The 25,389-nt window shown below is 61.3% G+C and carries 24 protein-coding genes; 7 read left to right on the top strand and 17 right to left on the bottom strand.

The window, feature by feature from the left end:
- Nucleotides 1-16 precede the first annotated feature (16 nt).
- Both tsaE and C4J83_RS02560 read right to left on the bottom strand, forming a co-directional pair.
- Nucleotides 17-487, bottom strand: a complete 471-nt coding sequence (gene tsaE, locus C4J83_RS02565; RefSeq protein WP_106577621.1) for a tRNA (adenosine(37)-N6)-threonylcarbamoyltransferase complex ATPase subunit type 1 TsaE — start codon at nucleotides 485-487, stop codon at nucleotides 17-19.
- Nucleotides 475-1,335, bottom strand: a complete 861-nt coding sequence (locus C4J83_RS02560; RefSeq protein ID WP_119737928.1) for an NAD(P)H-hydrate dehydratase — start codon at nucleotides 1,333-1,335, stop codon at nucleotides 475-477. Before C4J83_RS02560 ends, tsaE begins: the two co-directional genes overlap by 13 nt.
- 63 nt (nucleotides 1,336-1,398) lie before the next feature.
- Between C4J83_RS02560 and queG the strand changes: the two genes are divergently transcribed.
- Nucleotides 1,399-2,463: a tRNA epoxyqueuosine(34) reductase QueG gene (gene queG, locus C4J83_RS02555; protein ID WP_124416283.1), complete on the top strand. Its 1,065-nt coding sequence runs from the start codon at nucleotides 1,399-1,401 to the stop codon at nucleotides 2,461-2,463.
- On the opposite strand, the gene C4J83_RS02550 is transcribed toward queG, so the two are convergent.
- Nucleotides 2,460-3,077, bottom strand: coding sequence for a trimeric intracellular cation channel family protein (locus C4J83_RS02550; RefSeq protein ID WP_177410090.1), 618 nt, complete (start codon nucleotides 3,075-3,077; stop codon nucleotides 2,460-2,462). The two genes, queG and C4J83_RS02550, sit on opposite strands and share 4 nt — an antisense overlap.
- 191 nt (nucleotides 3,078-3,268) lie before the next feature.
- Nucleotides 3,269-3,811 (bottom strand): oligoribonuclease, encoded by a 543-nt coding sequence (gene orn / locus C4J83_RS02545; RefSeq protein ID WP_124416282.1) that lies wholly within the window; start codon nucleotides 3,809-3,811, stop codon nucleotides 3,269-3,271.
- A gap of 108 nt (nucleotides 3,812-3,919) precedes the next feature.
- On the opposite strand from orn, the gene rsgA reads away from it, so the two are divergent.
- Nucleotides 3,920-4,951, top strand: a complete 1,032-nt coding sequence (gene rsgA / locus C4J83_RS02540) for a small ribosomal subunit biogenesis GTPase RsgA (RefSeq protein ID WP_003171340.1) — start codon at nucleotides 3,920-3,922, stop codon at nucleotides 4,949-4,951.
- A 36-nt stretch (nucleotides 4,952-4,987) separates the two neighbouring features.
- Here the strand turns inward: rsgA and motB are convergent, their stop codons facing one another.
- Entirely contained in the window at nucleotides 4,988-6,004 is a 1,017-nt protein-coding gene (motB, locus tag C4J83_RS02535) for a flagellar motor protein MotB (protein WP_106577617.1), read from the bottom strand.
- Between the two features lie 3 nt (nucleotides 6,005-6,007).
- The gene (gene motA / locus C4J83_RS02530; protein WP_003217532.1) at nucleotides 6,008-6,859 is read right to left on the bottom strand and encodes a flagellar motor stator protein MotA; all 852 of its coding nucleotides are present in this window, start codon (nucleotides 6,857-6,859) and stop codon (nucleotides 6,008-6,010) included.
- 166 nt (nucleotides 6,860-7,025) lie between these two features.
- Between motA and C4J83_RS02525 the strand changes: the two genes are divergently transcribed.
- The 3 genes from C4J83_RS02525 to asd are packed head-to-tail and all read left to right on the top strand — an operon-like array spanning nucleotide 7,026 to nucleotide 10,311.
- Entirely contained in the window at nucleotides 7,026-8,561 is a 1,536-nt protein-coding gene (locus tag C4J83_RS02525; protein WP_124416281.1) for an HDOD domain-containing protein, read from the top strand.
- 57 nt (nucleotides 8,562-8,618) lie between these two features.
- Nucleotides 8,619-9,434, top strand: a complete 816-nt coding sequence (locus C4J83_RS02520) for a rhodanese-like domain-containing protein (RefSeq protein WP_124416280.1) — start codon at nucleotides 8,619-8,621, stop codon at nucleotides 9,432-9,434.
- Nucleotides 9,435-9,450: 16 nt separating this feature from the next.
- A complete protein-coding gene (asd, locus tag C4J83_RS02515) occupies nucleotides 9,451-10,311 on the top strand; it encodes an archaetidylserine decarboxylase (protein ID WP_106577614.1) in 861 nt (286 codons plus the stop codon).
- A gap of 124 nt (nucleotides 10,312-10,435) precedes the next feature.
- Here the strand turns inward: asd and serB are convergent, their stop codons facing one another.
- On the bottom strand, nucleotides 10,436-11,650 hold the full coding sequence (gene serB, locus C4J83_RS02510; RefSeq protein ID WP_124416279.1) for a phosphoserine phosphatase SerB: 1,215 nt from the start codon (nucleotides 11,648-11,650) through the stop codon (nucleotides 10,436-10,438).
- A 134-nt stretch (nucleotides 11,651-11,784) separates the two neighbouring features.
- Here serB and C4J83_RS02505 point away from each other — a divergent pair, with 134 nt between their 5' ends.
- Nucleotides 11,785-13,317 carry an AhpA/YtjB family protein gene (locus C4J83_RS02505; RefSeq protein ID WP_106577612.1) on the top strand — a complete coding sequence of 511 codons (1,533 nt, stop codon included), beginning with the start codon at nucleotides 11,785-11,787 and terminating at the stop codon, nucleotides 13,315-13,317.
- 207 nt (nucleotides 13,318-13,524) lie between these two features.
- On the opposite strand, the gene C4J83_RS02500 is transcribed toward C4J83_RS02505, so the two are convergent.
- The 9 genes from C4J83_RS02500 to C4J83_RS02460 all read right to left on the bottom strand — a co-directional run bounded on the left by C4J83_RS02500 (nucleotide 13,525) and on the right by C4J83_RS02460 (nucleotide 22,918).
- Complete coding sequence (locus C4J83_RS02500; protein WP_164487902.1) at nucleotides 13,525-14,232, bottom strand: PqiC family protein; 708 nt, start codon at nucleotides 14,230-14,232, stop codon at nucleotides 13,525-13,527.
- A gap of 176 nt (nucleotides 14,233-14,408) precedes the next feature.
- On the bottom strand, nucleotides 14,409-16,673 hold the full coding sequence (gene parC, locus C4J83_RS02495; RefSeq protein ID WP_106577610.1) for a DNA topoisomerase IV subunit A: 2,265 nt from the start codon (nucleotides 16,671-16,673) through the stop codon (nucleotides 14,409-14,411).
- Between the two features lie 10 nt (nucleotides 16,674-16,683).
- The gene (locus tag C4J83_RS02490) at nucleotides 16,684-17,205 is read right to left on the bottom strand and encodes a retropepsin-like aspartic protease family protein (RefSeq protein WP_106577609.1); all 522 of its coding nucleotides are present in this window, start codon (nucleotides 17,203-17,205) and stop codon (nucleotides 16,684-16,686) included.
- Nucleotides 17,202-18,197, bottom strand: coding sequence for an esterase-like activity of phytase family protein (locus C4J83_RS02485; RefSeq protein WP_124416278.1), 996 nt, complete (start codon nucleotides 18,195-18,197; stop codon nucleotides 17,202-17,204). The genes C4J83_RS02490 and C4J83_RS02485 overlap by 4 nt, the downstream gene beginning before the upstream one ends.
- The gene (gene parE / locus C4J83_RS02480) at nucleotides 18,197-20,101 is read right to left on the bottom strand and encodes a DNA topoisomerase IV subunit B (RefSeq protein ID WP_106577607.1); all 1,905 of its coding nucleotides are present in this window, start codon (nucleotides 20,099-20,101) and stop codon (nucleotides 18,197-18,199) included. Before parE ends, C4J83_RS02485 begins: the two co-directional genes overlap by 1 nt.
- A gap of 44 nt (nucleotides 20,102-20,145) precedes the next feature.
- A complete protein-coding gene (locus tag C4J83_RS02475; RefSeq protein ID WP_124416277.1) occupies nucleotides 20,146-20,754 on the bottom strand; it encodes a YqiA/YcfP family alpha/beta fold hydrolase in 609 nt (202 codons plus the stop codon).
- 205 nt (nucleotides 20,755-20,959) lie between these two features.
- Nucleotides 20,960-21,775: a 3',5'-cyclic-AMP phosphodiesterase gene (gene cpdA / locus C4J83_RS02470; RefSeq protein WP_106577605.1), complete on the bottom strand. Its 816-nt coding sequence runs from the start codon at nucleotides 21,773-21,775 to the stop codon at nucleotides 20,960-20,962.
- An 85-nt stretch (nucleotides 21,776-21,860) separates the two neighbouring features.
- Nucleotides 21,861-22,310: a DUF1249 domain-containing protein gene (locus tag C4J83_RS02465; protein ID WP_003209507.1), complete on the bottom strand. Its 450-nt coding sequence runs from the start codon at nucleotides 22,308-22,310 to the stop codon at nucleotides 21,861-21,863.
- Complete coding sequence (locus C4J83_RS02460) at nucleotides 22,301-22,918, bottom strand: NUDIX domain-containing protein (RefSeq protein ID WP_119737947.1); 618 nt, start codon at nucleotides 22,916-22,918, stop codon at nucleotides 22,301-22,303. The genes C4J83_RS02465 and C4J83_RS02460 overlap by 10 nt, the downstream gene beginning before the upstream one ends.
- Before the next feature lie 195 nt (nucleotides 22,919-23,113).
- On the opposite strand from C4J83_RS02460, the gene C4J83_RS02455 reads away from it, so the two are divergent.
- Nucleotides 23,114-23,860 carry an RsiV family protein gene (locus tag C4J83_RS02455; protein WP_124416276.1) on the top strand — a complete coding sequence of 249 codons (747 nt, stop codon included), beginning with the start codon at nucleotides 23,114-23,116 and terminating at the stop codon, nucleotides 23,858-23,860.
- On the opposite strand, the gene cytX is transcribed toward C4J83_RS02455, so the two are convergent.
- Entirely contained in the window at nucleotides 23,829-25,118 is a 1,290-nt protein-coding gene (cytX, locus tag C4J83_RS02450) for a putative hydroxymethylpyrimidine transporter CytX (RefSeq protein ID WP_124416275.1), read from the bottom strand. The two genes, C4J83_RS02455 and cytX, sit on opposite strands and share 32 nt — an antisense overlap.
- Between the last annotated feature and the right edge of the window lie 271 nt (nucleotides 25,119-25,389).

Raw genomic sequence — 25,389 nt, 5'->3', positions numbered from 1 at the left:
CCTAACCCCACCAATTTTATTTGAATTCCAGTGCCAGAGCGGCGCACCACGACTCACCGCGCGCGCTCTGGGGCAACAACTTCAGCTGACGTCCGTGGTCATGCGGCGTAATGGTAATGGTCAGGTCCGGCTTTGGCAAAAAGCCTGTGCCTTTATCTGGCCACTCGATCAGGCACAACGCGTCTTCGTCGAAGTAATCACGGATGCCCATGTATTCCAGTTCTTCCGGGTCGACCAGACGATACAGGTCAAAATGGAAGGCGCGAACTTTACCGATCTCGTAGGGTTCGACCAGGGTGAACGTCGGGCTTTTTACCGCGCCCGTGTGGCCCAACCCGCGAATAATGCCGCGTGACAGCGTGGTCTTGCCCGCCCCCAGGTCGCCTTCGAGAAAGATCAGCCCCGCGCCGTTTGTGACGTGGGCGATGCGATTTCCGAACGCAACCATGGCGTCTTCATCGCCCAGAAAAAGCGTTACTTCAGACACGGTGACTGCTCCTCCAGCAATTGACGAATGGCAGGTATCAGGTCACTGGCAGCCAGCCCGCGACCGAAAGTGCCTTGGCGATCCCCCGCCGTGGCGTGCAACCACACCGCCAGGCAGCTGGCTTCATAAGCCGGCATGCCCTGGGCCAGCAACGCGCCGACCAGACCACTCAACACATCCCCCAGACCCGCCGTGGCCATCGCCGGATGGCCCTGGTCACAGCGCGAAACACGCCCGTCCGGGCTGGCAATCAAACTGCCAGCACCCTTGAGAATAGCCACTGCATTGAATTTCTGGCTCAACGCGCGCGCCACCTTAAGGCGATCGGCCTGAACCTCGGCTGTCTTCATGCCCATCAAGCGCGCTGCTTCGCCAGGATGTGGCGTGATCACCGAGTTGGCCGGCAGGCTGACGCTGCCGGTAGCCAGTTGATTCAAGGCGTCCGCATCCCAGACTTGCGCCTGTTTGGCGTTGGCGGCGACGGATAACAAGCTTTTGCCCCAGGACGCCTCACCGAGGCCTGGACCGATGACGATCACCGAAATTTTTTCCAGCAGCCCCATCAACTGATTGGCCGAACTCACGCCAACGGTCATGACTTCCGGCAGGCGCGCCAGGGCGGCGGGAATGTGTTCAGGGCGCGTGGCCAGCGAGACCATGCCCGCGCCACTGCGCAAGGCGCTTTCGGCGCTCAGCAGCGCGGCGCCGCCAAAGCCGTGGTCGCCGCCGATGACCAGCAGGTGACCGAACTGACCTTTATGGGCGTCCGGGGAGCGTGCAGCCAGTTGCGGCAAATGGCCGTGCAATAGAGGCTGTACGTCGGTTATTGCGTGTTTTGTCTGCGGCATGCGTCTTCAAGCTCCGATGTCTGGCAGAATTATACCTATCTAACCTGCGGTTTCCCTTGTCTCATGCCTGCCATCACCACCGATCTGCCCGCCCTCGCCCAATCGATCAAAGACTGGGGCCGCGAGCTGGGCTTTCAACAAGTCGGCATCAGCGGCCTGGACCTGGCCGAGCATGAGCAGCACCTGCAACGCTGGCTCGACGCGGGCTACCACGGCGAGATGGACTACATGGGCGCCCATGGCAGCAAACGCTCGCATCCCGAGGAACTGGTGCCGGGCACTCTGCGCGTGGTCTCGCTGCGCATGGATTATCTGCCAGGCGACACCCAAATGGCGCAGTTGCTGGCCAAGCCAGAAAAAGCCTACATCTCCCGTTACGCCCTTGGCCGCGATTACCACAAGCTCATCCGCAAGCGCGTGCAGCAACTGGCCGATCGCATTCAGGCCCAGATCGGCCCGTTTGGCTTTCGCGCGTTTGTCGACAGCGCGCCGGTGCTGGAAAAAGCCATCGCCGAGCAGGCCGGTCTCGGCTGGATCGGCAAAAACACCCTGGTGCTCAATCGCAAGGCCGGCAGCTATTTCTTCCTGAGCGAGCTGTTTGTCGATTTGCCACTGCCGGTAGATCCGCCTCACGCCACCGAGCACTGCGGCCGCTGCACCGCTTGCCTGGACATCTGCCCCACCAACGCGTTTGTCGGCCCCTATGTACTGGACGCGCGACGCTGCATTTCCTACCTCACCATCGAGCTCAAAAGCTCAATTCCTGAAGACCTGCGCCCGCTGATCGGCAATCGCGTGTTCGGTTGCGATGACTGTCAGATCGTTTGCCCGTGGAATCGTTTCGCCCGACCTACCGCCGAAGGCGATTTCAAGCCTCGGCACAACCTGGACAACGCCGAGCTGGCCGAACTGTTTATGTGGGACGAGGATAAATTCCTCAGCAGCACCGAAGGTTCGCCGCTACGCCGCGCCGGTTATGAACGCTGGCTGCGCAACCTGGCCGTTGGGCTGGGCAATGCGCCGTCGAGCATTCCAGTGCTGGAAGCTTTAAAGGCGCGCCGAGATTACCCATCGGACTTGGTGCGCGAACATGTCGAGTGGGCGCTCAACCAGCACGCTGCACGCTAGTGCACGTCGTCGTTGTAGACGAACTTGGGCATTTCCCAGTGAAAACGGATGGCCAGCAGGCGCAACAGAAAGCCGCTGAACAAGGTCAGCAGGATCGCTTGTTCGCTGGGCAGCTGCAGATAAAGGCACAGCATGTAGAACCAGGCGGCAAGGAACGACACGCTGGCGTACAGCTCACGGCGGAAGATCAGCGGGATGTCGTTGCAGAAAATATCCCGCAGGATGCCGCCGAATACGCCAGTAATCACCCCGCTGACTGACGCCACCAACATGCCGTGGCCCATTTCCAGGGCGGTCATGCAGCCGATCAAAGTGAACGCCACCAGGCCCACGGCGTCCAGCGCCAGGAACAGTGACCGCAGATGGCGCATCAACGGTGCGATAAAGATCGTCACCAACGCAGCGATGGAGGTCAACACCAGGTATTCCGGGTGTTTGACCCAGGTCAGCGGGTAATGCCCAAGCAATACATCGCGTACCGAACCACCGCCCAATGCCGTGACGCAGGCAATCAGCACCACCCCAAACCAGTCCATGCCCCGCCGCCCGGCGGACAGCGCGCCGGTCATGGCTTCGGCGGTGATGGCGATGAGGTAGAGCATCAACAGCATGATGGCGATCCTTGCAATGAGGCGCGCAGTCTAATCATTTGGTGATGGCACCAAAAGGGGGCGCCAGGCGAAAGACCGCGTCGCGCCCTTCGCGAGCAAGCCCGCTCCCACATTTAACCGAGTTCCACCTTTGGAATGCAGTCGAATGTGGGAGCGGGCTTGCTCGCGAAGGCGCCGGGCCAGGCGCCACAGATTCAGGCCTTGATGAAATGCTTGCGGTAATGCTGCAACTCAGCAATCGACTCGCGAATATCATCCAACGCCAAATGGGTGCTGCCCTTATGGAAGCTGTCTTTGACCTCTGGCGCCCAGCGTGCGGCCAGCTCTTTCAAGGTGGACACATCCAGGTTGCGGTAGTGGAAGTAGCTTTCCAGCGCTTTCATGTGCGTATAAAGGAAGCGACGATCCTGGCAGATGCTGTTGCCGCAGATCGGTGACTTGCCCTTGGGCACCCATTTTTCAAGGAAGGCGATGGTTTCAGCTTCGGCGTCGCGCATGCTGATGCGGCTGTCACGCACGCGCTGGGTCAGGCCGGAGTTGCCGTGGGTGCGCGTATTCCACTCATCCATGGTGGCGAGGACGGCGTCGCTGTGGTGAATGGCGATCACCGGACCTTCGGCCAAGGTGTTGAGGTTGCTGTCGGTGACAATCGTCGCCATCTCGATGATGACGTCGGTGTCGGGGTTCAGACCGGTCATTTCCAGATCGATCCAAATCAGGTTCTGTGGGTTTTGCATGGCTTGATTCTCTTGGCACCTTGGCGTAGCTGCGCAGTTTAGCAGGCAGGGGCGTGCTAGACTCGCGACCGTTTTACCTAACTTTTGCATTATCGACACGGAACACCCATGGCCAAACGCCAGCTCAATCGTCGCCAAAACTGGCGCATCGAAAAGATCCAAGGTGAGCGCGCTGCTCGCGCCGCCAAACGTGAATCCTCCGCCGTAGAGGCGCTCGAGGGCGGCGACCTGGGCCCCGAACAGACGGGTCTGGTGATCGCGCACTTTGGTGTGCAGGTCGAAGTCGAGGCGCTGGAAGGCGAACTCGCAGGCTCTGTTTCCCGCTGCCACTTGCGCGCCAACCTGCCTGCGCTGGTGACCGGCGACAAGGTCGTGTGGCGCGCCGGCAACCAGGGGATCGGCGTGATCGTCGCCCAGTTGCCGCGCACCACCGAATTGCGCCGCCCTGACAGCCGCGGCCAGCTCAAGCCGGTGGCCGCCAACGTCGACATGATCGTGATCGTGTTCGCGCCGCTGCCCGAGCCGCATGCCAACCTGATCGACCGCTACCTGGTCGCGGCCGAGCATGCCGGCATTCGCCCGCTGTTGCTGCTGAACAAATTCGACCTGATCGACGAGCAGAACGCCCCGGCGCTCAACGCGTTGCTGGCGGTCTACCGCACGCTGGGTTACCCGGTGCTGGAAGTCTCGGCGCATCACGGCAATGGCATGGAACAGCTGCAACAGCAGTTGGACGGGCGCATCAGTGTGTTCGTCGGCCAGTCGGGCGTGGGCAAGTCGTCGCTGGTCAACAGCTTGTTGCCGGAAGTCGACACCCGTGTCGGCCCGCTGTCGGAACTGTCCGGCCAGGGCACCCACACCACCACCACCGCGCGGTTGTTCCACTTCCCGGGCGGCGGTGAGCTGATCGACTCCCCGGGTATTCGTGAATTTGGCTTGGGCCACGTCAGCCGCAGCGATGTGGAAGCGGGCTTCATCGAGTTCAACGACCTGATCGGCACCTGCCGCTTCCGCGACTGCAAACACGACCGCGAGCCCGGTTGTGCACTGCTCAAGGCGCTGGAAGACGGTCGCGTTCAGCAGCAGCGCATGAACAGCTACCGGTCGATTATTGCAAGCTTGCCCGAGAGCAGTTACTAAACCGTTGTGGCGAGCCCGCTCGCCACAATCGCTCTGTTACGACCCAGGCGCCGTAGGATCTTTCACCCCACCATCATCAAACAGGTTCAGCTTCTGCCGCAGCTCGTGGGCCGGCAGCGGCTCCTGCCCTGGCGGAATCGCGTTCGGGTCGGCCGGCACTTCGCCCGGTGCGCCCTCGCCTTGGGTCGGTGCTGCCGGCGCTGCGCCCTGATCGCCTTCGATCGCACGCTGGGCCTTTTTGGTCAGCACGACAATATCAATCCGACGGTTGATCGGGTTGAACGGATCTTTAGGATCAAATAGCTGCGACGACGCAAAACCCACCACACGTGCCACTTGCGGGTCCGGGTAGCTGCCCGCGACCAGCGCACGGCGGGCGGCGTTGGCGCGGTTGGCCGAGAGTTCCCAGTTGCCGAAGTCACCCTGGCCCGCATACGGCTTGGCGTCGGTGTGGCCGCTGATGCTGATCTTGTTCGGCACCGCCTTGATGGTGTCAGCCATGGCCAGCAGGATGTCTTCAAAATAGGGTTTCAGGCGCGCGCTGCCAGAGTCGAACATCGGCCGGTTGGCGGCGTCGGTGATCTGGATGCGCAAGCCTTCCGGCGTGATTTCGAAAGAAATCTGATCCTTGAATTTCAGCAGCTGCGGATTCTCTTCAACCTTGGTCTGCAGTTCCTGCAGCAACAATTCCAGACGTTCCTGCTCGACCTGCTCGGCCATGGCCTCGACGGTATCGCGCTCGATTGGAATGTTTTCCTGCGGCGATTCGGTCTTGACCTCCGGGTTGATGGTGCGCTCGGGCGCCAGCTGCGGCGAGCCGCCCAGGTCGATGACAAACGGTGTTCCGCTTTCCGAAAAGCCAATCGGGTCTTTGAAGTAACCGGCGATGGCGATCTTCTGTTCGGGCGTGGCGGTGGACATCAGCCACAGCACCAGGAAGAACGCCATCATCGCCGTCGCAAAGTCGGCGAAGGCGATTTTCCAGGCGCCGCCATGGTGCCCCGCAGCGAAGCGCTTGACGCGCTTGATGATTATCGGCTGGTTGTTTTCCATGACTTAGCGACCGCGAACCGCTTGTTCCAGCTCGGCAAAACTTGGGCGATGTTTCGGGTACAGCACCTTGCGCCCGAACTCCACCGCCAGCGATGGCGGCATGCCGGACGCCGAAGCCACCAGGCAGGCCTTGATCGCTTCGTACAAATTCACTTCTTCCTTGGCATCATGGGCCAGGGAGGTCGCCAGAGGGCCGAAGAAACCATAGGCCGCGAGAATACCGAAGAAGGTACCCACCAGGGCCGCGCCCACGTGCATGCCGATGGCCTTCTGGTCGCCTTCGCCCAGGGACGCCATGGTCACCACGATGCCGAGTACCGCCGCGACGATACCGAAACCGGGCATGCCGTCGGCGATGCCGGTCACGGCGTGGGATGGGTGTTCCAGCTCTTCTTTGAGGCTGAACAACTCCATGTCGAACAAGCCTTCCAGCTCGTGCGGCGCCATGTTGCCGGAGGACATGATGCGCAGGTAGTCGCAGATGTAGGCGGTCATGCGCTCGTCTTTGAGCACCGCCGGGTACTTGGCGAAAATCGGGCTGGCGGCGGCGTCTTCAATGTCGCCTTCGATAGCCATCATGCCTTCGCGGCGACTCTTGTTGAGGATCTCGTAGATCAGCCCCAGCACTTCCAAATAAAAGGTGTGGGAGAAGCGCGAGCTGAACATGCCCAGCGACTTCTTGATCACGTGCATGGTCATGTAGCCGGGGTTGGCCTGCAGGAATGCGCCAAACGCGGCACCGCCGATGATCAACACTTCGAAGGGCTGGATCAGCGCAGCAATTTTACCGTGGGACAGGACGTACCCACCGAGCACACTTGCGATGACGACGATGATGCCGATAATTTTAGCCATAGGAGATTGGTACTTGCGCCGTCGGGTTCATGGACATATTGGGTGAAGCTGAAAACTCTTGTTCTACTTATCGGCAAAACTGCGCCAGACTATAGCCCGTTAAGGCGAAAAGCCAATTCGGCCCGTTCCGGGCGTGTAGAACGCAAGTGATGATCGCGCCCCAATCATGGCTAATGAAACGACAGCTCCAACGACAAAACCCACTACCCTCGCGGCTTGGATAAAGCGCCTGGACGATGTGCTGCTGCCTGTTCCTCAGGCTAGTCACGAACGCGTGTGCAAGGCCATCCGCGATAGCCGTAGTTCTTTACGGGATATTGCCGAGCTGATGCAACACAGCCCGGCGCTGGTGCTCAGCGTGATGCGCGAGGCTAACGGCCAGGCCCATGGCAGCCTGTCGGGGCCGGCGGAAAACCTCGAAGTGGCGCTCAACCGCCTCGGCCTCAAACGCGCCGAGGAGTTGCTGGCGCGCCTGCCCTCGGTGCCGGAAAAAGACATTCCGGTGGCCCTGCGCCAACTGCTGCTGGTGAGCCAGCACGCCTCCCAGCAAGCCAACGGTTTGTTCGCCAGCCGCCTCGCGCGGTTGTGGCAAGACATTCATTGGGGCAGCCTGCTGTTTCTGTCGCCGCTGTGGCCGATGGCCGTCGCGTACCCCAAGCTTCTGGAAGAATGGGAACTGCGGGTGATCCACAAAGGCCAGTCGGCACACAAGGTCGAACAGGCACTGTTCGGTGTGCGCCTGCTGGACTTGTGCCGCGGTTTGACCGAAGCCTGGCACCTGCCGATCTGGGTCTCCCAAGGCTACAACATGCTGCTGACTGAACAGCGCTTGCTGGTCAAGGCGCTGCGCATCGCCCGTGAAGACGACGCGCTGCGCCAACAGCAATTGCTCGACGCCGAACCCAACCTGCGCCGCTGGCTGAACCAGCCGGCCAACACTGTGCTGCTGGCCAACGGCCTGGCGATGTCCGCGCAGGAATCCTGGACTTGCCCGCACACCGAGCGCTGGCAGTACCTCACGGCGCTGTACCTGCAAGAGCCGCTGAGTGACGTGCAGCAACAGGTTCACCAGCAAGCGGTGACCAGCGCTCGCACAACCTTGATGCCTGACCTCTGGCACCCGGCGTTGTCGCTGATCTGGCCGTGGCATGTGCAGAAAATCCATCGCGGCCTGTTGCCGGCGCCGCCGCCCACTGCCGAGGCACTCGCCGTGTGGCGCAAGCGTTGCACCGAGCTGCTGGTCGAACCGAGCCGTTTTGCCAATGCCATGCACCTGACCAACTGCGCCCGAGAAGCCCTGGTCGCCAGTGGCATGCAGCGCGTCTTGTTGTTCATGGCGGACCGCGCCCTGAGCACCTTGCGCGTTCACCAGGCTGACGGCTTGCCCAGGGACGCGGCGAACCTGAGCCTGGACGTGGTCAACAGCACGCTGCTGCAGCGCCTGCTGGAAAAGTCTGCCCAGATACGCCTCACGCCAGACAACCACGCACAGTTCTCGGCCTTGCTGCCGCCGATCCTGCGCCGCCTGTTCAATGGCGAACACCTGTTGCTGCGTTCGTTGAGCTGCAACGGCAAGGTCGTGATGCTGATGGTCGCCGATCAGGGCGGTGGCCCCTTCTCGGAAACCACCGTGCAGGCCTTCGGCAAAACCGCTCAATGCATCGAGAAAGCGCTGCACAGCTTTACCAACCGCAGCGCTTGATGCTTGCGCTACAATCGCCCTCTTTTATCGCCAACAATTGTGCCCAGGAGACCTCACATGCCTGACTTCTCTGGCTTGCCGCTGGTGATCGAGTCCAGCGACCTGCTCGGTCAACTGGATGCCGAACACCTGATTCTGGTGGACCTCACCAGTGCTGCCCGCTACGCCGAAGGGCATATCCCCGGCGCGCATTTCGTTGACCCCAAGCGCACCCAACTGGGCCAGACGCCCGCACCCGGTTTGCTGCCGCACAAGGCCGACCTCGAAAAATTGTTCGGCGAACTGGGCCACACCCCGGATGCCACCTACGTGGTCTACGACGACGAAGGCGGCGGCTGGGCCGGGCGCTTCATCTGGTTGCTCGACGTGATCGGCCACCAGAAATACCACTACCTGGACGGCGGCCTGCTGGCATGGCTGGACGGTCAGCATCCGCTATCCACCGAGGTGCCCGCCCCTGTCGGCGGGCCGGTGAGCCTGACCTTGCACGACGGCCCTACCGCCACCCGCGAATACCTGCAAAGCCGACTTGGCGCGGCCGACCTGGGTATCTGGGACGCACGCGGCCCCCTGGAATACTCCGGCGAGAAAGTGCTCGCAGCCAAGGGCGGACACATCCCCGGCGCGGTGAACTTCGAATGGACCACCGGCATGGACAAGGCGCGCAGCCTGCGTATCCGCCGCGACATGCCGCAGATTCTGGAAGACCTCGGGTTGACCAAAGACAAAGAAATCATCACCCACTGCCAGACTCACCACCGCTCTGGCTTCACCTACCTGGTGGCCAAGGCGCTCGGTTATCCGCGAGTCAAAGGTTATGCCGGTTCCTGGGGCGAATGGGGCAACCACCCCGACACCCCCGTTGAGATTTAAGGTTTAAGGACAGTTAATGAAAAAGCAGTTGTTTATCCTCAGCCAGTACTTGCTGCCGCACCACTTGCTCTCGCGACTGGCCGGCTGCATCGCCGAGTGCCGCGTGCGCTGGTTCAAGAACGCCTTCACCGCCTGGTTCGCCAAGCGCTATCAGGTGGACATGTCCCAAGCCCTGGTTGAAGACTTGACCGCCTACGAGCATTTCAACGCCTTCTTCACCCGCGCCTTGAAAGACGGCGCGCGCCCGCTGGATCAAACCCCAGGCGCGGTACTCAGCCCGGCCGACGGCGCCGTCAGCCAGCTTGGCCCAATCGAACACGGCCGCGTGTTCCAGGCCAAGGGCCACAGCTTCAGCGTGCTGGAATTGCTGGGCGGCGATGCCGCATTGGCTGCACCGTTTATGGGCGGTGATTTCGCCACTATTTACCTGTCGCCCAAGGACTACCACCGCGTGCATATGCCGCTGGCCGGTACGCTTCGCGAGATGGTCTACGTGCCAGGTCGAATTTTCTCGGTCAACCAGACCACCGCCGAAAACGTGCCTGAGCTGTTTGCCCGTAACGAACGTGTTGTCTGCCTGTTCGACACCGAACGCGGCCCGATGGCGGTGGTGTTGGTGGGTGCGATGATCGTCGCGTCGATTGAAACCGTATGGGCCGGGCTGGTGACGCCGCCAAAACGCGAGCTGAAAACCTTCCGCTACGACGAGGCTGCACGCGCACCGATTCACTTGGAGAAAGGCGCAGAACTGGGCCGTTTCAAGCTGGGTTCGACTGCAATTGTGCTGTTCGGGCCGGACCAGGTTAAGTGGGCCGAAGAACTGGTGGCGGGCACGCCGGTACAGATGGGCCAGGGCATCGCCGCTCCTAAAGCCTGACACCAAACCCAATATGGGAGGGGGCTTGCCCCCCGAAAGCTGTGTTTCAGTCACCTCATCGGGTGACTGACTCATCGCAATCGGGGGCAAGCCCCCTCCCACATTTTCAACTGCGTTTTGCCAGTTACAACTGACCGTCGCGGTCGCGCAAGCCCAGCAGGTACAACACGCCATCCAGCCCCAACGTCGAGATCGCCTGCTTGGCCGATTGCTTGACCAGTGGCTTGGCGCGGAACGCCACACCCAACCCGGCAATTGCGAGCATCGGCAAGTCATTGGCGCCGTCACCGACCGCAATGGTCTGTTCCAGACGCAAACCTTCCTTATGCGCCAATTCCCTCAGCAAATCCGCTTTGCGCTGCGCGTCGACAATCGGCTCCACCGCCACGCCCGTCACCTTGCCATCCACCACTTCCAGCTCGTTGGCGAACACATAATCGATGCCCAGCTTGGCCTGCAGTTGCTTGGCGAAGTAGGTAAACCCGCCCGATAGAATCGCGGTCTTGTAGCCCAGGCGCTTGAGCTCGGCGAACAGGGTTTCGGCGCCTTCGGTCAGGCGCAACGAGGCGCCGATCGAGTCCAGCACGCTCACATCCAGGCCTTTGAGCAGCGCCAGGCGCTCCTTGAAGCTGGCACGGAAATCCAGCTCACCGGCCATGGCGCGCTCGGTAATTTCAGACACTTGCTCGCCGACACCGGCAGCCTTGGCCAGCTCGTCGATGACTTCGGCTTCAATCAGCGTGGAGTCCATGTCGAACACCGCCAGGCGGCGGTTGCGGCGGAACAGCGAGTCTTCCTGGAAGGCGATGTCAACATTCAGCTCTTGAGCCACGCTCAAGAACTCGGCGCGCAGGGCTTGCGGATCCGCCGGTTCGCCGCGCACGGAAAACTCGATGCAGCCCTTGCCCTTGTCGGCTGGCGTATCAAGCGGCATGCGACCCGACAAACGGTCGATATGATCAATATTCAAACCGTACTGGGCGGTAATCGAGCTGACGCGCTGCAATTGCTCGGCGGTAACTTTGCGAGTCAGCAGCGTGACGATGTGGCGTTTTTTGCCCTGGCCTTCCACCCAATGCTGGTAATCGACTTCGGACACCGGCGTGAAACGCACCTGCTGATCGAGCTTATACGCCGTAAACAGGATGTCCTTGAGCACCGAAGAAGCCTGTTCGGTACTCGGGATTTCCACGAGGATGCCGAACGAGAGGGTGTCGTGGATCACCGCCTGGCCGATGTCGAGAATGTTCACACCACCCTGGGCCAGCACACCGGTAATGGCTGCGGTGAGACCCGGTCGGTCAACACCTGTGATGTTTATCAGGACAATTTCGCGCAAAGCGCACCCCCAGGCTGGAAAAAAACCGCATTCTACCCACTTTCAGTGACCATCGGGCACAGCCAGCGCTTTGCCGGTCCCAGGCCTGTCGCTATACTGCGCGTCAACTTCACGGACTAAAGAGCCGAGCTCAAGTGAACCGGCCTACGCCAGTAAAAACCGATAACTTCTTCCTGCTGATCTTCCGGGCACTGCGCCACCGCCGTGTACCGATCGCATTACGCATCGCCAGCCATAACGTGATCCTGGTCGCTCTGGCCCTGGTGATCTATGCCTGCGTGATGGGCTTGCAGTTCAAGCAGGCCATGCACGAGCAAGCCGACGCCCTGGGCGAGAGCCTGACCACTCAAACCGCCACGTCGGCGACTGAGCTGCTGGTGTCCAACGACATTCTCAGCCTCAACGTGCTGCTCAACAACCTGACCAAGAACCCGTTGGTGGCCCACGCCGCGATTTACAGCGTGGACAACCGGATCATGGCCGAAGCCGGGCAACGCCCGAAAAACGGCCTGCTGGGTGAAGCCGAAGGTTTGTATTCGAGCAACATCACGTTTCAGGATGTGAAGGCCGGCCAACTGCGCATCAGCCTGGACATGCAGCAATTCCAGCAGCCGATGACCATCAGCCTGCAAAGCATGGGCATCCTCAGCGCGATCCTGTTGGCATTGGCCCTGGCCTTGAGCTTGCGCCTGGGGCGGCATATCTCCACGCCGCTGATGCAGCTGCGCATCTGGCTGCGCGATATTGACGAACACACCCCGGCCACTGATCGCCAGGATGAGATCGGCGACCTCGCCCGCCAGCTTCACGCCAGCTTCGCACCCGAGCCGGTAGTGCCCGAGGTCGAGCCAGAACCCGAGTACGACGACACCGATTACGACGACGAACCCGAGTTTGAAGTGCGCGACCTGCGTGATCCAGGCTTTGACGAAAGTGCGCCGGTGGCAGGCCTCAAGCCCGCGCCCCGCCAGGTCATCAAGGCGGAGGAAGATGAACTGGATGACGAAGACCCGTTCTCCGACCTGCGCGATACCTCGGCCGCCACCGCGGCCGTCGTGCCTAAGCCTGCGCCGGTGAAGAACACCGAGCCTCAGCACAGCGCCGTATTAGCCGTGCAACTGGGCGCCCAGGACCAACTGCGCCGCCTGCCCCGCGCCCGCCTGACGGAATTGCTGGAACGCTACCGCGACTGCCTGGACCAGGCCGCCTCGCTGTATCAGAGCGAACTGCACACCCTGAACGACGGCAGCACGCTGATGCTGTTCCACAGCGAAGACAGCGGCGAAGATTACCTGACCAACGCCATTTGCTGCGGCGAGTTGTTGCGCGCCCTCGGCCATGCCCTGCAGATCGAAGTGGCCGACAGCGGCATCACCTTGCAGCTGCAGCTTGGTTTGACCGTGGGCGATGATCTGTTTGGCATGAGCCAGATCGACCTGCTGCTGACTGAAATCGCCCAGGATGCGCTGGCCTTGTCGCAACACAGCCGCAACCTGCTGCTGGTGGAGCGCAAGATCAGCGAAGACGCGTTGATTCGCCAACGCGCGCGTATCCGCCCGATTGCCAGCCCTGAAGGCGCCAGCTGTGTGGAACGCTTGATGGAGCCGTATCCGTCGATGCTGGAGCGGCAGTTGGCGCGGATGCATGAGACCCGTACCAAGTCCTGAAGACACCGCCCAGCCCACTGAGCAGTGGGCTTGTGTGGGAGCGGGCTTGCTCGCGAAGGCGGCGTGTCAGTGGCCAGGCTTATCGACTGATCCAACGCATTCGCGGGCAAGCCCGCTCCCACATTAATCTGCAGCGCAACTCAAATCCCGGACAAACAAAAAAGGCCCGCTGAATAAGCGGGCCTTTTTGTTTGTCTGCGATTCAGATCAGAACCTGAACACTTCCATGTCCGTACGAATCGGCGTAGCCATCGGCATCTTCGGCTTTTCCGGCGCTGCGGGCTTGGCCTGAGCCGGGGCTTGCTTGCGCGGTGCCTCGGCAACCGGCGGCTGGTTGGCCAATGGCTTGAGCGCCACCGACAACTGCTGCGCCAGATGCTGCAACAACACGCCCTGGGCCTGGACCTGGGACGCGGTGGTGCCGCTGTGTTCTTCCTGCAAATGCACGATGCGGTTATCGCGCACCTGGCCACGGCGGTCGATCAGACGCCACTGCGCGTCGAGGATGGCCGGCTGCGAGGCGCCCGAGTCAAGCCGCGTAATGGTCAGCAACACCTGCACATCCGGAGTAAAGCCGGTTGGCGCAGGCGCAAGCACCACACGCTGACTGTCCAGATGACCGGCCACTTGGCGCAACATCAACTGGTTGATGTCGGACGACAAACTGCCCGCCCAACGGCCGTCAGTGGAACCTTGCAGGCTGCCGTCGTTCTGACGTTGCAGCAGGGTTTCGCGTTGCAGGTAATCGGCAACGACTACCGGGCCAAGCAATACGGCCATGCCAGCGGTTTGCGCTGGCTGAGCTGGACTTCCGCTGTCCAGCTGGTACAGCGACACCGGCTGGTGCGTGCTGCAACCCGCCAGCCCCAAAAGGCCAGCGAGCATCAAAAATAAAGGAAGGCGTGGAGCAGTCATCATCCCATCCAGGTGGCTGCCACAAGGCGAACCACAATGTAATACTAAAAATACCCTAAACACGCTCGGCCACGCCGGCGCTGGAAAGGCCATATCATCCGTGAATATGCGCCATGACTCCAGCGCGAAAGCGTCGATCTACGCGTTAAATCGTAGATCGAGGGCTCTAATACGCCTTAAACCGGCGTTTCGACCAACAAAGCATCCACTCGCTGGAAGCCCCGCGGCAGTTTGTTACCGCGCCGCCCACGCTCACCCTTGTAATGTTCCAGGTCGTCAGCACGCAGCGACAGCGTGCGTTTGCCAGCCTGAAGTACCAGGGTTGAGCCTTCCGGGATCACTGCAATGTCGGTCACGTACTCTTCGCGACTGGCCACCCGCTCCCCGGGAATCCCAATAATCTTGTTGCCCTTGCCTTTACCCAGCTGCGGCAAGTCACTGATCTTGAACACCAGCAGACGCCCTTCGGTGGTCACCGACGCCAGCCAGTTGCTCTCGCGGTCTTCCACTGTGCGCGGCAGGATCACCTTGGCGTTGTTGGGCAAGCTCAACAACGCCTTGCCCGCCTTGTTCTTGGCCTGCAGGTCTTCACCCTTGACCACAAAACCGTAACCCGCGTCGGACGCGATCACATACAGCGAATCATCATCGGGCAGCAGCACGCATTCGAAACTCGCCCCCGGTGGCGGTGTGAGTCGCCCGGTCAGCGGCTCGCCCTGGCCACGCGCTGAAGGCAACGTGTGCGCCGGCACCGAGTAACTGCGCCCGGTGGAATCGATAAACACTGCAAATTGGTTGGAACGCCCGGCAGCCGCGGTCTTGAAGCCATCACCGGCCTTGTACGAGAGGCCGGTAGCGTCAATATCATGCCCTTTGGCGGAGCGAACCCAACCCTTTTCCGACAGAACGACGGTAATTTTCTCGTTAGGCAACAGCTCGGTTTCTGTCAGAGCTTTCGCTTCTGCGCGCTCGACGATTGGCGAGCGACGGTCATCACCATAGGTTTCGGCATCTTTGATCAGTTCGCTGCGCACCAGCTTCTTGAGCTTGGCTTCGCTGCCCAGCAGCGCTTGCAGCTTGGCTTGTTCCTTGAGCAATGCATCCTGCTCGTCGCGCAACTTCATCTCTTCCAGGCGCGCCAACTGACGCAGGCGGGTGTCGAGAATGTAGTCGGCCTGGATCTCGCTCAGCTCGAAGCGCGCGATCAGCTCGGCTTTCGGGTGCTCGGCGGTACGAATGATATGGATCACTTCGTCCAGGTTGAGATAAGCAATCAGCAAGCCGTCCAACAGGTGCAAGCGACGCTCGACCTTGTCGAGGCGAAATTGCAGGCGGCGGCGCACGGTTTGTATGCGGAACTCCAGCCACTCCACCAGCAAGTTGCGCAGGTTTTTCAGCTGCGGCTTGCCATCCAGGCCGATGATGTTGACGTTGACCCGGTAGCTCGACTCCAAGTCGGTACTGGCAAACAGGTGCTGCATCAGCACTTCGTGGTCGACCCGGCTGTTGGTCGGGATGATCACGATGCGGCATGGGTTCTCGTGGTCGGACTCGTCACGCAGGTCAGCGACTTGCGGCAGTTTCGACGGTTTGGCCTGCATCAGCGCGGCGATCTGTTCCAGCACCTTGGCGCCGGACACCTGGTGCGGCAGCGCGGTGACAATAATGTCGCCGTCTTCGATGTGGTACACGGCGCGCATGCGCACCGAGCCCTTGCCGGTTTCGTACATCTTCAACAAGTCGGCGCGCGGCGTGATGATTTCCGCTTCGGTCGGGTAGTCCGGGCCCTGGATATGTTCGCAGAGCTGCTCGACCGTGGCCTTGGGTTCATCCAGCAAGCGTACGCAGGCGGTGGCCACTTCGCGCAGGTTATGCGGCGGCACGTCGGTGGCCATGCCGACCGCGATGCCGGTGGTGCCATTGAGCAGGATATTCGGCAAACGGGCCGGCAACACCAAGGGTTCGTCCAGGGTACCGTCGAAGTTCGGGCCCCAGTTCGCGGTACCCTGGCCCAACTCGCTGAGCAGCACTTCGGAGTAACGCGACAGGCGTGCCTCGGTGTATCGCATGGCGGCGAAGGACTTGGGATCATCCGGCGCACCCCAGTTACCCTGGCCGTCTACCAGCGTGTAGCGGTAGCTGAACGGCTGGGCCATCAGCACCATGGCTTCGTAGCACGCCGAGTCGCCGTGTGGGTGGAACTTGCCGAGCACGTCACCGACGGTACGCGCCGACTTCTTGTGCTTGGAATCAGCGTCCAGCCCCAACTCACTCATGGCGTAGATGATGCGCCGTTGTACCGGTTTCAGGCCGTCGCCGATATGCGGCAAGGCACGGTCCATGATCACGTACATGGAGTAGTTGAGGTAGGCATTTTCGGTGAAGTCAGCCAGCGACCGGCGTTCTACGCCATCTAAGCTGTCTGCGAGGATGTCACTCATGCGGGCCTCATCATTGTTTGGTCTGGCGCAGCAGCAATGTGCCGCTGCGCTGGGTAAATTCAAGTTGTTTCAATGCGCTCATGCCCAGCAGCACCTGTTCCCCGTCCAAGCCCGGCGCCACGATCGCGCGGACGTCCTGCAGGACGATATCGCCCAGCTTCAGGCGGTCGAGGTGGGTGCGGTAGCCCTGAACACGGCCGTTGGCGGTGCTCAAGGTCACCGGCAGGCCACGTTTAAGCCCGAGGCGGTCGGCCAATTCGGCCGGCACCGCCACATCGGTCGCGCCGGTATCGAGCATAAACTCCACCGGCTGACCATTGATCTGGCCACTGGCAACAAAATGCCCTTGGCCGTTGCCCAGCAATTTCACCTCGATGTACCCCGCGTGTTGCTGCGAGGTCACCACCGCATTGGGATTTTCCTGACGTGCTTCCCACTGCCCAAAAAACCGTGTGGCCAAAAACAGCCCGGCGCCCCATGCCACAAACATCAGCACACGTCCGGCGCGCTTGCCAGGCGGCTGCCCGCTCATGGCTGGGCGCTCCAGCCGCCGGCAGGCGCGGCGAAACGATAGACCACAGGGCGTTTTTCACCATCGGCACGCGGGCCAAAATTGTTGTCGATCCCAAGCCAGGCGCCGTCTGCATCCACCACCAGGGCTTCGGCCAGGCCGTAGGGCTGGGCATAGCGCCGTTTCGGCATCAGGGTTTCGTCGGCAAACGACCAGCACAGCTCGACTTTGGCGGTGACCGCATCGCGCCGGCAAATCTGGAACGCATTGCGCTCCAGGGTAAACAGCTTGCCGTCAAACAGCGCCAGGTCGGCAAAATCCTTGGACACAGCCTTGGCGTTGGTGAACTGCGCCGGTTGCACTTCCTGACCAGCCTCGCTCAACAACACACAGGGACCGTCACAGTCCCATACGCTCTGCCCGCGCTTGATCGAGATTAAGCCACGCCGCTCACGCTCGGCCGCCAGCCAAATCTGATTACCGGCAGGATTCACCGCCAGGCCTTCGAATAAAGCGTTGAAGTGCAGCAACATGCCACTGGCGCGGGCTTCACGCACCATGCCAGGGGCGATTTTCAACCATTCAGGGGCGCCCGCCATCGGCACTTGCAACACCGCAGCGTGGGCTTCGCTGACAATGTAGCGGTTGCCGGCGGCATCGCAGGTAATGCCTTCAAAATCCAGGTCGCCACCGCGGATGAACGACGCCGCCTTGGTGCGCGAGCGCAACCCCCAGGGCAACCCGGACTCGGGCACCGGCGGCACGTCAATTTTCACGGTTTCGGCCTGCCAGGTCTGCGCACTGATGTCGAGCCGGTAAATCTGGTCGTCATCGCGATCGGACACCGTCCACAGCTCCTGGCCACATACCGCCAGGCCCGAGAGGTTACCGCCGCGCATGCCGTCCACCGGATGCTCGGATATCAGCTTTAGCTCAGCCACGGGCTCGGCGACCACTTCGGCCGCCGCCAACCCGCTCAACATCAGGATCGCCAGGGCGAAACCTGTGCGCATCAGCCCAGAACCTCGGCCAGGTTGCCTTTGGACTCCAGCCAGGCCTTGCGATCCGGTGCACGTTTTTTCGCCAGCAACATGTCCATCATTTCCGAGGTGCCGGCGAAGTCTTCCAGGGTCAACTGCACCAGGCGCCGCGTGTTCGGGTCCATGGTGGTTTCGCGCAGCTGCGGTGGGTTCATTTCACCCAGGCCTTTGAATCGCGTGACCTGTGGCTTGCCGCGTTTCTTCTCGGCGACCAGGCGGTCGAGGATGCCATCGCGCTCGGCTTCGTCGAGCGCGTAGAAAATCTCCTTGCCCAAATCGATACGGTACAGCGGCGGCATGGCAACGTAGACGTGACCGGCATCCACCAATGGGCGGAAGTGCTGGACGAACAGCGCGCACAGCAGCGTGGCGATGTGCAAACCGTCGGAGTCGGCGTCGGCGAGGATACAGATCTTGCCGTAGCGCAGCTGGCTCATGTCTGCCGCGCCCGGGTCGACGCCGATGGCCACGGCGATGTTGTGCACCTCTTGGCTGGCGAGGACTTCGCTGCCATCGACTTCCCAGGTGTTGAGGATCTTGCCGCGCAACGGCAGGATCGCCTGGAACTCCTTGTCTCGCGCTTGCTTGGCAGAACCGCCGGCGGAGTCACCTTCGACCAGAAACAGCTCGGAACGCATCGGGTCTTGCCCGGCGCAGTCGGCCAGCTTGCCCGGCAGTGCCGGCCCTTGGGTAATGCGCTTGCGCTCGACCTTTTTGCTGGCCTTCAAACGGCGGCCGGCGTTATTGATCGCCAACTCCGCCAGGGCCAGGCCCAGCTCCGGGTGCTCGTTGAGCCACAGGCTGAACGCATCTTTGACCACGCCGGAGACAAACGCCGCCGCTTCACGCGACGACAGGCGTTCCTTGGTTTGACCGGAGAATTGCGGCTCCTGCATCTTCATCGACAGCACGAACGCGATGCGCTCCCACACGTCTTCCGGCGCCAGCTTCACGCCACGTGGCAACAGGCTGCGGTATTCGCAGAATTCGCGCATGGCGTCCAGCAAACCCTGGCGCAAACCGTTGACGTGGGTGCCGCCCTGGGCGGTGGGGATCAGGTTGACGTAGCTTTCCTGCACGCTGTCGCCGCCTTCAGGCAACCACAGCAGCGCCCAGTCAACGGCTTCTTTATTACCGGCCAGGCTGCCGCAGAACGGCTCGTTGGGCAGGCGTTCGAAGTCGCTGACAGAGTCTTCGAGGTAGGAACGCAGGCCGTCTTCGTAATGCCACTCGACCTTCTCGCCGGTGCCTTTGTCTTCAAAGCTGACCAGCAAACCGGGGCACAGAACGGCCTTGGCCTTGAGCACATGCTTGAGGCGGCTGATGGAGAACTTGGGTGAATCGAAGTATTTCGGGTCCGGCGCGAAGTACACGCTGGTGCCGGTGTTGCGCTTGCCAACGCTGCCGATCACTTCCAGGTCGGTGGCTTTGTAGCCATCGGCGAAGGTCATCTGGTACTCGTTACCGTCGCGCTTGACCTTGACCCTGACCTGCGTGGACAGGGCGTTGACCACGGAAATACCCACACCGTGCAAGCCACCGGAAAACTGGTAGTTCTTGTTGGAGAACTTGCCGCCGGCGTGCAGCTTGGTGAGGATCAGCTCGACGCCCGACACTCCCTCTTCGGGGTGGATGTCCACCGGCATGCCGCGACCATCGTCGGACACTTCCAGGGAATGGTCGGCGTGCAAGATGACTTGTACCGACTTGGCATGCCCGGCCAAGGCTTCGTCGACGCTGTTGTCGATGACTTCCTGGGCAAGGTGGTTCGGCCGGCTGGTGTCGGTGTACATGCCTGGGCGTTTACGCACCGGGTCGAGGCCCGAGAGGACTTCGATGGCGTCGGCGTTATAAGAGCTAGCGCTGGGAGTGGCCATGGGGTCTCGTCGTGAGTCGTTCGATTAAAAAGTAACCTGCGGCTTTACAGGGCTGCAAAGTCGAAGGATTGATACTGATCTGCACCAATACCGGCAAAGCTCAACATCGCCGGCAGTTGCTGGGCGAACCCTTGGTAGCCATGGTCGCCACCGGCCTGGATGCGCAAGGCACAGGCCCGGTAATACTGTTGGGCGAGGCGATAATCCAGGGTTTCATCCCCGGTCTGCAACCACACCTGATAACGCGCGGCGTCCTGCGGGGCTGGCACTTCCAGTTCGGCCAGGGCCGCGACGTGGTCGTGGGTCAGCTCCCAGGTTTCATCGGTGTAGAGGTTCTTCTGGGTCCCCAGGTAACCGTCAAACATCCGATGCGGGCTGACCGCCGGGTTGACCAGCAGCGCCTTGAGGCCATGGCGTTCGGCAAGATGGGTTGCATAGTAGCCGCCGAGTGAGCTGCCGACCAGCAGCGGCCGACCCAGCTGCGCAATCGCTTCTTCCAATTGAACAATTGCCTGGCGCGGGTGGTGATGCAGGGCCGGCACGCGCAATTGGTCGGCCAGGCCGAGGCTGTCCATCACGGTCATCAACTGACTGGCCTTGTTGGAGGCCGGCGCACTGTTGAAACCGTGGATATACAAGATCGAAGCAGACATGCCGGGCTCTCCGTGCGTCAGCCAAAGAGGCGCAGTTTACAGGGATCGGGGTGGTGTGTGAGGCCCTCTATCCAAAGGACACAGAAGATCCACTGTGGGAGCTGGCTTGCCTGCGATGACGGTGTATCAGTCACACATTTATCAACCGGTATACCGCTATCGCAGGCAAGCCAGCTCCCACACTTTTAACCAGCGTTTACAGCTTTTAGTAGCCGTTGCTGCCGTAATCGATGGTAAACGCGAAACCTTCGACCCGCTCTACGCCGGTCTCCAACCGCCCGTCGGCGTGCAGGCGCAGCCAGCGGTAACCCGGCGCTTGCTCGCTGACCTTGAAGTCTTCGCTGCCCGGCGCGAACTGAATGCAGGTAGACGGCGACGCCAGCAAGCGCACGCCGTTGCGATCACGGTCGATTTCCTGATGCACATGGCCCCAGAGCAGCGCCTTGACCTGTGGAAAGCGGTCGAGCACCGCAAACAAAGCCTCCGGGTTGCGCAGGCCGATGGGCTCCATCCACGCACAGCCAATGGGCACCGGATGATGGTGAAAACACACCAGATGATGACGGGAAGGCGCCTCGCTCAAGGCCTGGGCAAGCAATTGCAGTTGCTGATCTTGCAAGTAACCGGGCACCGAGCCTGGAACAGCCGAATCCAGCAAGGTGACGCGCCAGTTGCCGATGTCGACGACCGGCTCCAGCAAATCACTGTGTTCGGCGGCGTGGGCCATGATCTGCGGCTCGTCGTGATTGCCGGGAATCCAGCGCGCCGGAGCGTCGATCTGTCGGGTCAGGTCGCGAAACTGTTGATAGGACTCAAGCGTGCCGTCCTGGGACAGGTCGCCGGTGGCCAGCAGCAAATCGATCTGCGGCTGTTGCGAGCGCACCAACCCGATCACTCGCTGCAGGCTTTCGCGGGTGTTCATGCCCAGCAGCGCGCCGTCGGCCTCGGCATACAGGTGGCTGTCGGACAGCTGCACCAGCAGCGCTGGCGCATCAGGGTTCACGGTGGATACGCTCGGCAAGGCGCTCTCCCAAGGCAATCACAGAAAAGGACATGTGGGCGATTATGCTAGGGCAGGACGCAAAGAGGAAAGACGCAGTTCACATCTACCGCACGACTTCAAACTCATGGCCCAGGGCCAGGCAGTGGCTCAGCCATTCACCGAGGAACACATTGAGCTGTGCTTTCTCATCGGGTTGGTGCATGAACACGTTCGGGTAAGGATAGATGCTGCGAAAGCGTCGCGCATGTTCGGCGCTGATCACTTCGGCCATGCGCGCATCGTGGTACACCTGCACCTCCAGTTGCGGCACCGGCAGCCACGGCAGGCTGTGCTCCTGGCGCACGCGCAGGGTGGTGGTGTACGGGCAGTTGACGATGACTTCAAGGGTCAGCACGCCAAGCATCTGGTCGCCGTGGGTCACGGCAATACGCCGCGCCTCGGGGGTGTGACGCATGTCGGGCAGCAAGCGCATCAGCCGCGCATAGTTGGCCTCGCAGGCGGCTTGCAACCCGATCAGGTCAACGCGATATCGTTCCCGTGCCTTTACTGCCATAACCCCCTCACTTCCGCGCGATTAAGCGCAAGCCATTGCAGGGCGATAATGCTGGCTGCGTTGGAAATTTTGCCGTCACGCACCGCTTGCAAGGCATCTTCAAAGGCCCAGGTGGTGACGCGGATATCTTCTGCCTCTTCTTCCAGTCCATGGACGCCACCGGCCCCGGTGCTGTCGCAACGGCCCAGGTACAAGTGGACAAATTCGGTACTGCCACCGGGCGATGGGAAATATTGGGTGATTGGCCACAGCGCAGAGAATGTCAGCCCAGCTTCCTCCTCGGCTTCGCGGTGTGCAACCTCCTCCGGCGCTTCATCCTTGTCGATCAGGCCGGCAACCATTTCTATCAGCCACGGGTTGTCGGTACGGCCCATGGCGCCCACGCGGAACTGCTCGATCAGCACCACTTCATCGCGCTGCGGGTCATATGGCAACACGCACACCGCGTCGTGCCGAACAAAGACTTCACGGTTGATCACCCGGCTCATGCCGCCGTCGAATTTCTCGTGGCGCAGCTGCACGCGATCAAGCTTGTAGAAGCCCTTGTAGGCATTGTCGCGCTGAACAATTTCGATTTTGTTCGGCGTCGATTTGGCAATGTCCGTCATATTCTTCCTCGTTTACGCGGGTGCAATTCGCGCCATCCTAACGCGCCCTTGCCACTTGATGCAGCCCCTTTCCAGTTGCCGGGATAGACGGCGGAGGTCAAACTCACTCTAATCAGCTTAGTGGCGAACTGACGGCTCTGTTCGCAGTCGAAGCGCTACTCTTTTTCGCTTTCCATCGATTTCCGAAGGACGCACATGTCGCTTTTAAAAATCGCCTCCGTGGCTTGTATTGCCTTGACCCTGGGTGCCTGCCAGAGCCTGTTCCAGCCCAGCTACCTGAAGCCGCTGGACACTAAATCGGACGCCTCCGAACAGATCAAACCCGGCTGCGGCAGCCCTGACTGCCCGCTGGTGAACATTGACACCGTGCACTTCCCCAGCGAGCCGCAGCTCGACACGATTGTGGAGCAACGCCTGCTGCAAATGACCCGCACCACGCCCGGCGCCAGCGTGCCGCCGACGCTGAATGCCTACCGGGACAAGTTCCTGCGCGAATCGCCGGACCGCAACAGCATGTACTTGCAGGCCAAGGTACGTGACCAGCATGACGGACTGGTGATCATTGAAGTTTCGAGCTACCTGGACACCGGAGCCGCCCACGGTGAACCCGGCCGCGGCTTCATCAACTACTCACGCCTGCAGCACAAAGAGCTGAGCCTGACCGACATGCTGCTGCCGGGCCAGGAACAAGCGCTCTGGAACACCGCGAAAGTCGCCCACAACAGCTGGCTGATCAATTCGCAGATGGACCGCGATCCGGAGTTCGTCAAGAACTGGCCGTTCCAGAAAACCCCAAACGTGGCCTTGACCAGCGACGGCGTGGTGCTCAAGTACAACGTGGCCACCATCGGCCCTTACGCATTGGGGCTGATCGAAATGACCATCCCCTATGCGCGTCTGACGGGCGTGCTCAAGCCTGAACTGATGCCCGCGCGCCACTGAAGACCCGGCCCAATATCAACTGCAACAGCCCTGCCAGCACCAGTGCCGGCAGGGTCGCGCCGATATCCGGATACAGGTTGGCCAGCACGTGATACGTGGCGATGCCACCCAGCCAGGCCACCAGCGCCGTCCAGTGCAGGTTGCCAACTGAACCCTGACCACGGCGGCGCAGGATAAAGTGATCCACCAGCACCACGCCGAACAGCGGCGCGAACACCGAGCCGATCAGCAACAGGAAGTTCTGGTACTGCGCCAACGGCGCGAAGCAGGCGATCAGCGTGCAGATAACGCCGATGGCCAACGCCAGGTGTTCGACCTTCCAACGCAGCAAAATCCCGCTGGAGACTGCCGCCGAGTGAATATCGGCAAAGGCGTTTTCCGACTCGTCCAACAGGATCAGCAACAGCGGAATGCCCAGACCTGCACCGGCCAGCGCCAGCAACAGCGCATTCACCTCACCACTGGGCGCAAACGCCAGGGTATAGGCCACGCCCAAACTCATCAGCCAGAAATTGCCGATAAAAAAGCCCAGCGCCGTGCCGCCGAATACATTTTTTGCGCGTTTGCCGAAGCGCGAGTAATCGGCAATCAACGGCAGCCACGACAGCGGCATGGCGATGGCGATATCAAAACCCACCGCGAACGGCATCGAGCCGTCACCGGGTGTTGCCCACAACGCGGCGAGGTCGGCCTTGGCGAACAGGTTCCAGGTCAGCCACAGGCAGGCGGCCAGCAGCAGCCAGATGCCCCACTTGCGCAGGATCTGGCGCACAAAAGTCAGCGGGCCACTGACGGCCAGTAACGTCGCCAAACCACCGAAAAACAGCGTCCACAGCAAAGGATTCGCCAGCAGGCTACCCTCGCTGAATGCTCGCGTGCCCAGCAAACTGGCGGCATCGCGCATCACGATGATTTCGAATGAGCCCCAGCCGACCAGCTGCAGCAGGTTCAGCAATGCCGGCAGGCTGGCGCCCTTGGCGCCGAGGCTGAGTTTGAGCGCGGCCATGGCGGACAAGCCAGTGTCGCTGCCGATAACGCCGACGGCGGCCAGCAACAGCACGCCCACCAGCGTGCCGAGAAAAATCGCCAGCAGCGAACCGGACAAGCCCAGGCCCGGAGCGAGCAACGCGCCGGTTTGCAGGACCATCAGGCCGATGCCGAGGGAAAACCACAGGGAAAACAGGTCGCGGGCGCCGAAGACGCGTTTGTCGCTCGGCACCGCGATATCAGGGGAGTAGGTACTCGATTGAATGCTCAAGGGTGTTATCTCTGAGGGACATGTGTTGTTTGAGAGATTGCATTCGCGGGCAAGCCCGCTCCCACATTCGACCGCATTCCAAAGGCGGAACCCGATCAAATGTGGGAGCCGGGCTTGCCCGCGATGACGGCAGTGCAGTCACCACCGTCTCTGGATCAGACCTTTTTGTACAACTGACTACCTCCCACATTCGACCGCATTCCAAAGGTGAAACCCGATCAAATGTGGGAGCCGGGCTTGCCCGCGAAGAAGCCCTTACAGGCGCCCGCAA

The sequence above is a fragment of the Pseudomonas sp. LBUM920 genome, assembly GCF_003852315.1.
Lineage (GTDB): Bacteria > Pseudomonadota > Gammaproteobacteria > Pseudomonadales > Pseudomonadaceae > Aquipseudomonas.
Note: the sequence above shows the minus strand (reverse complement) of the source record. Positions and strands in the feature narration are given on the sequence as shown.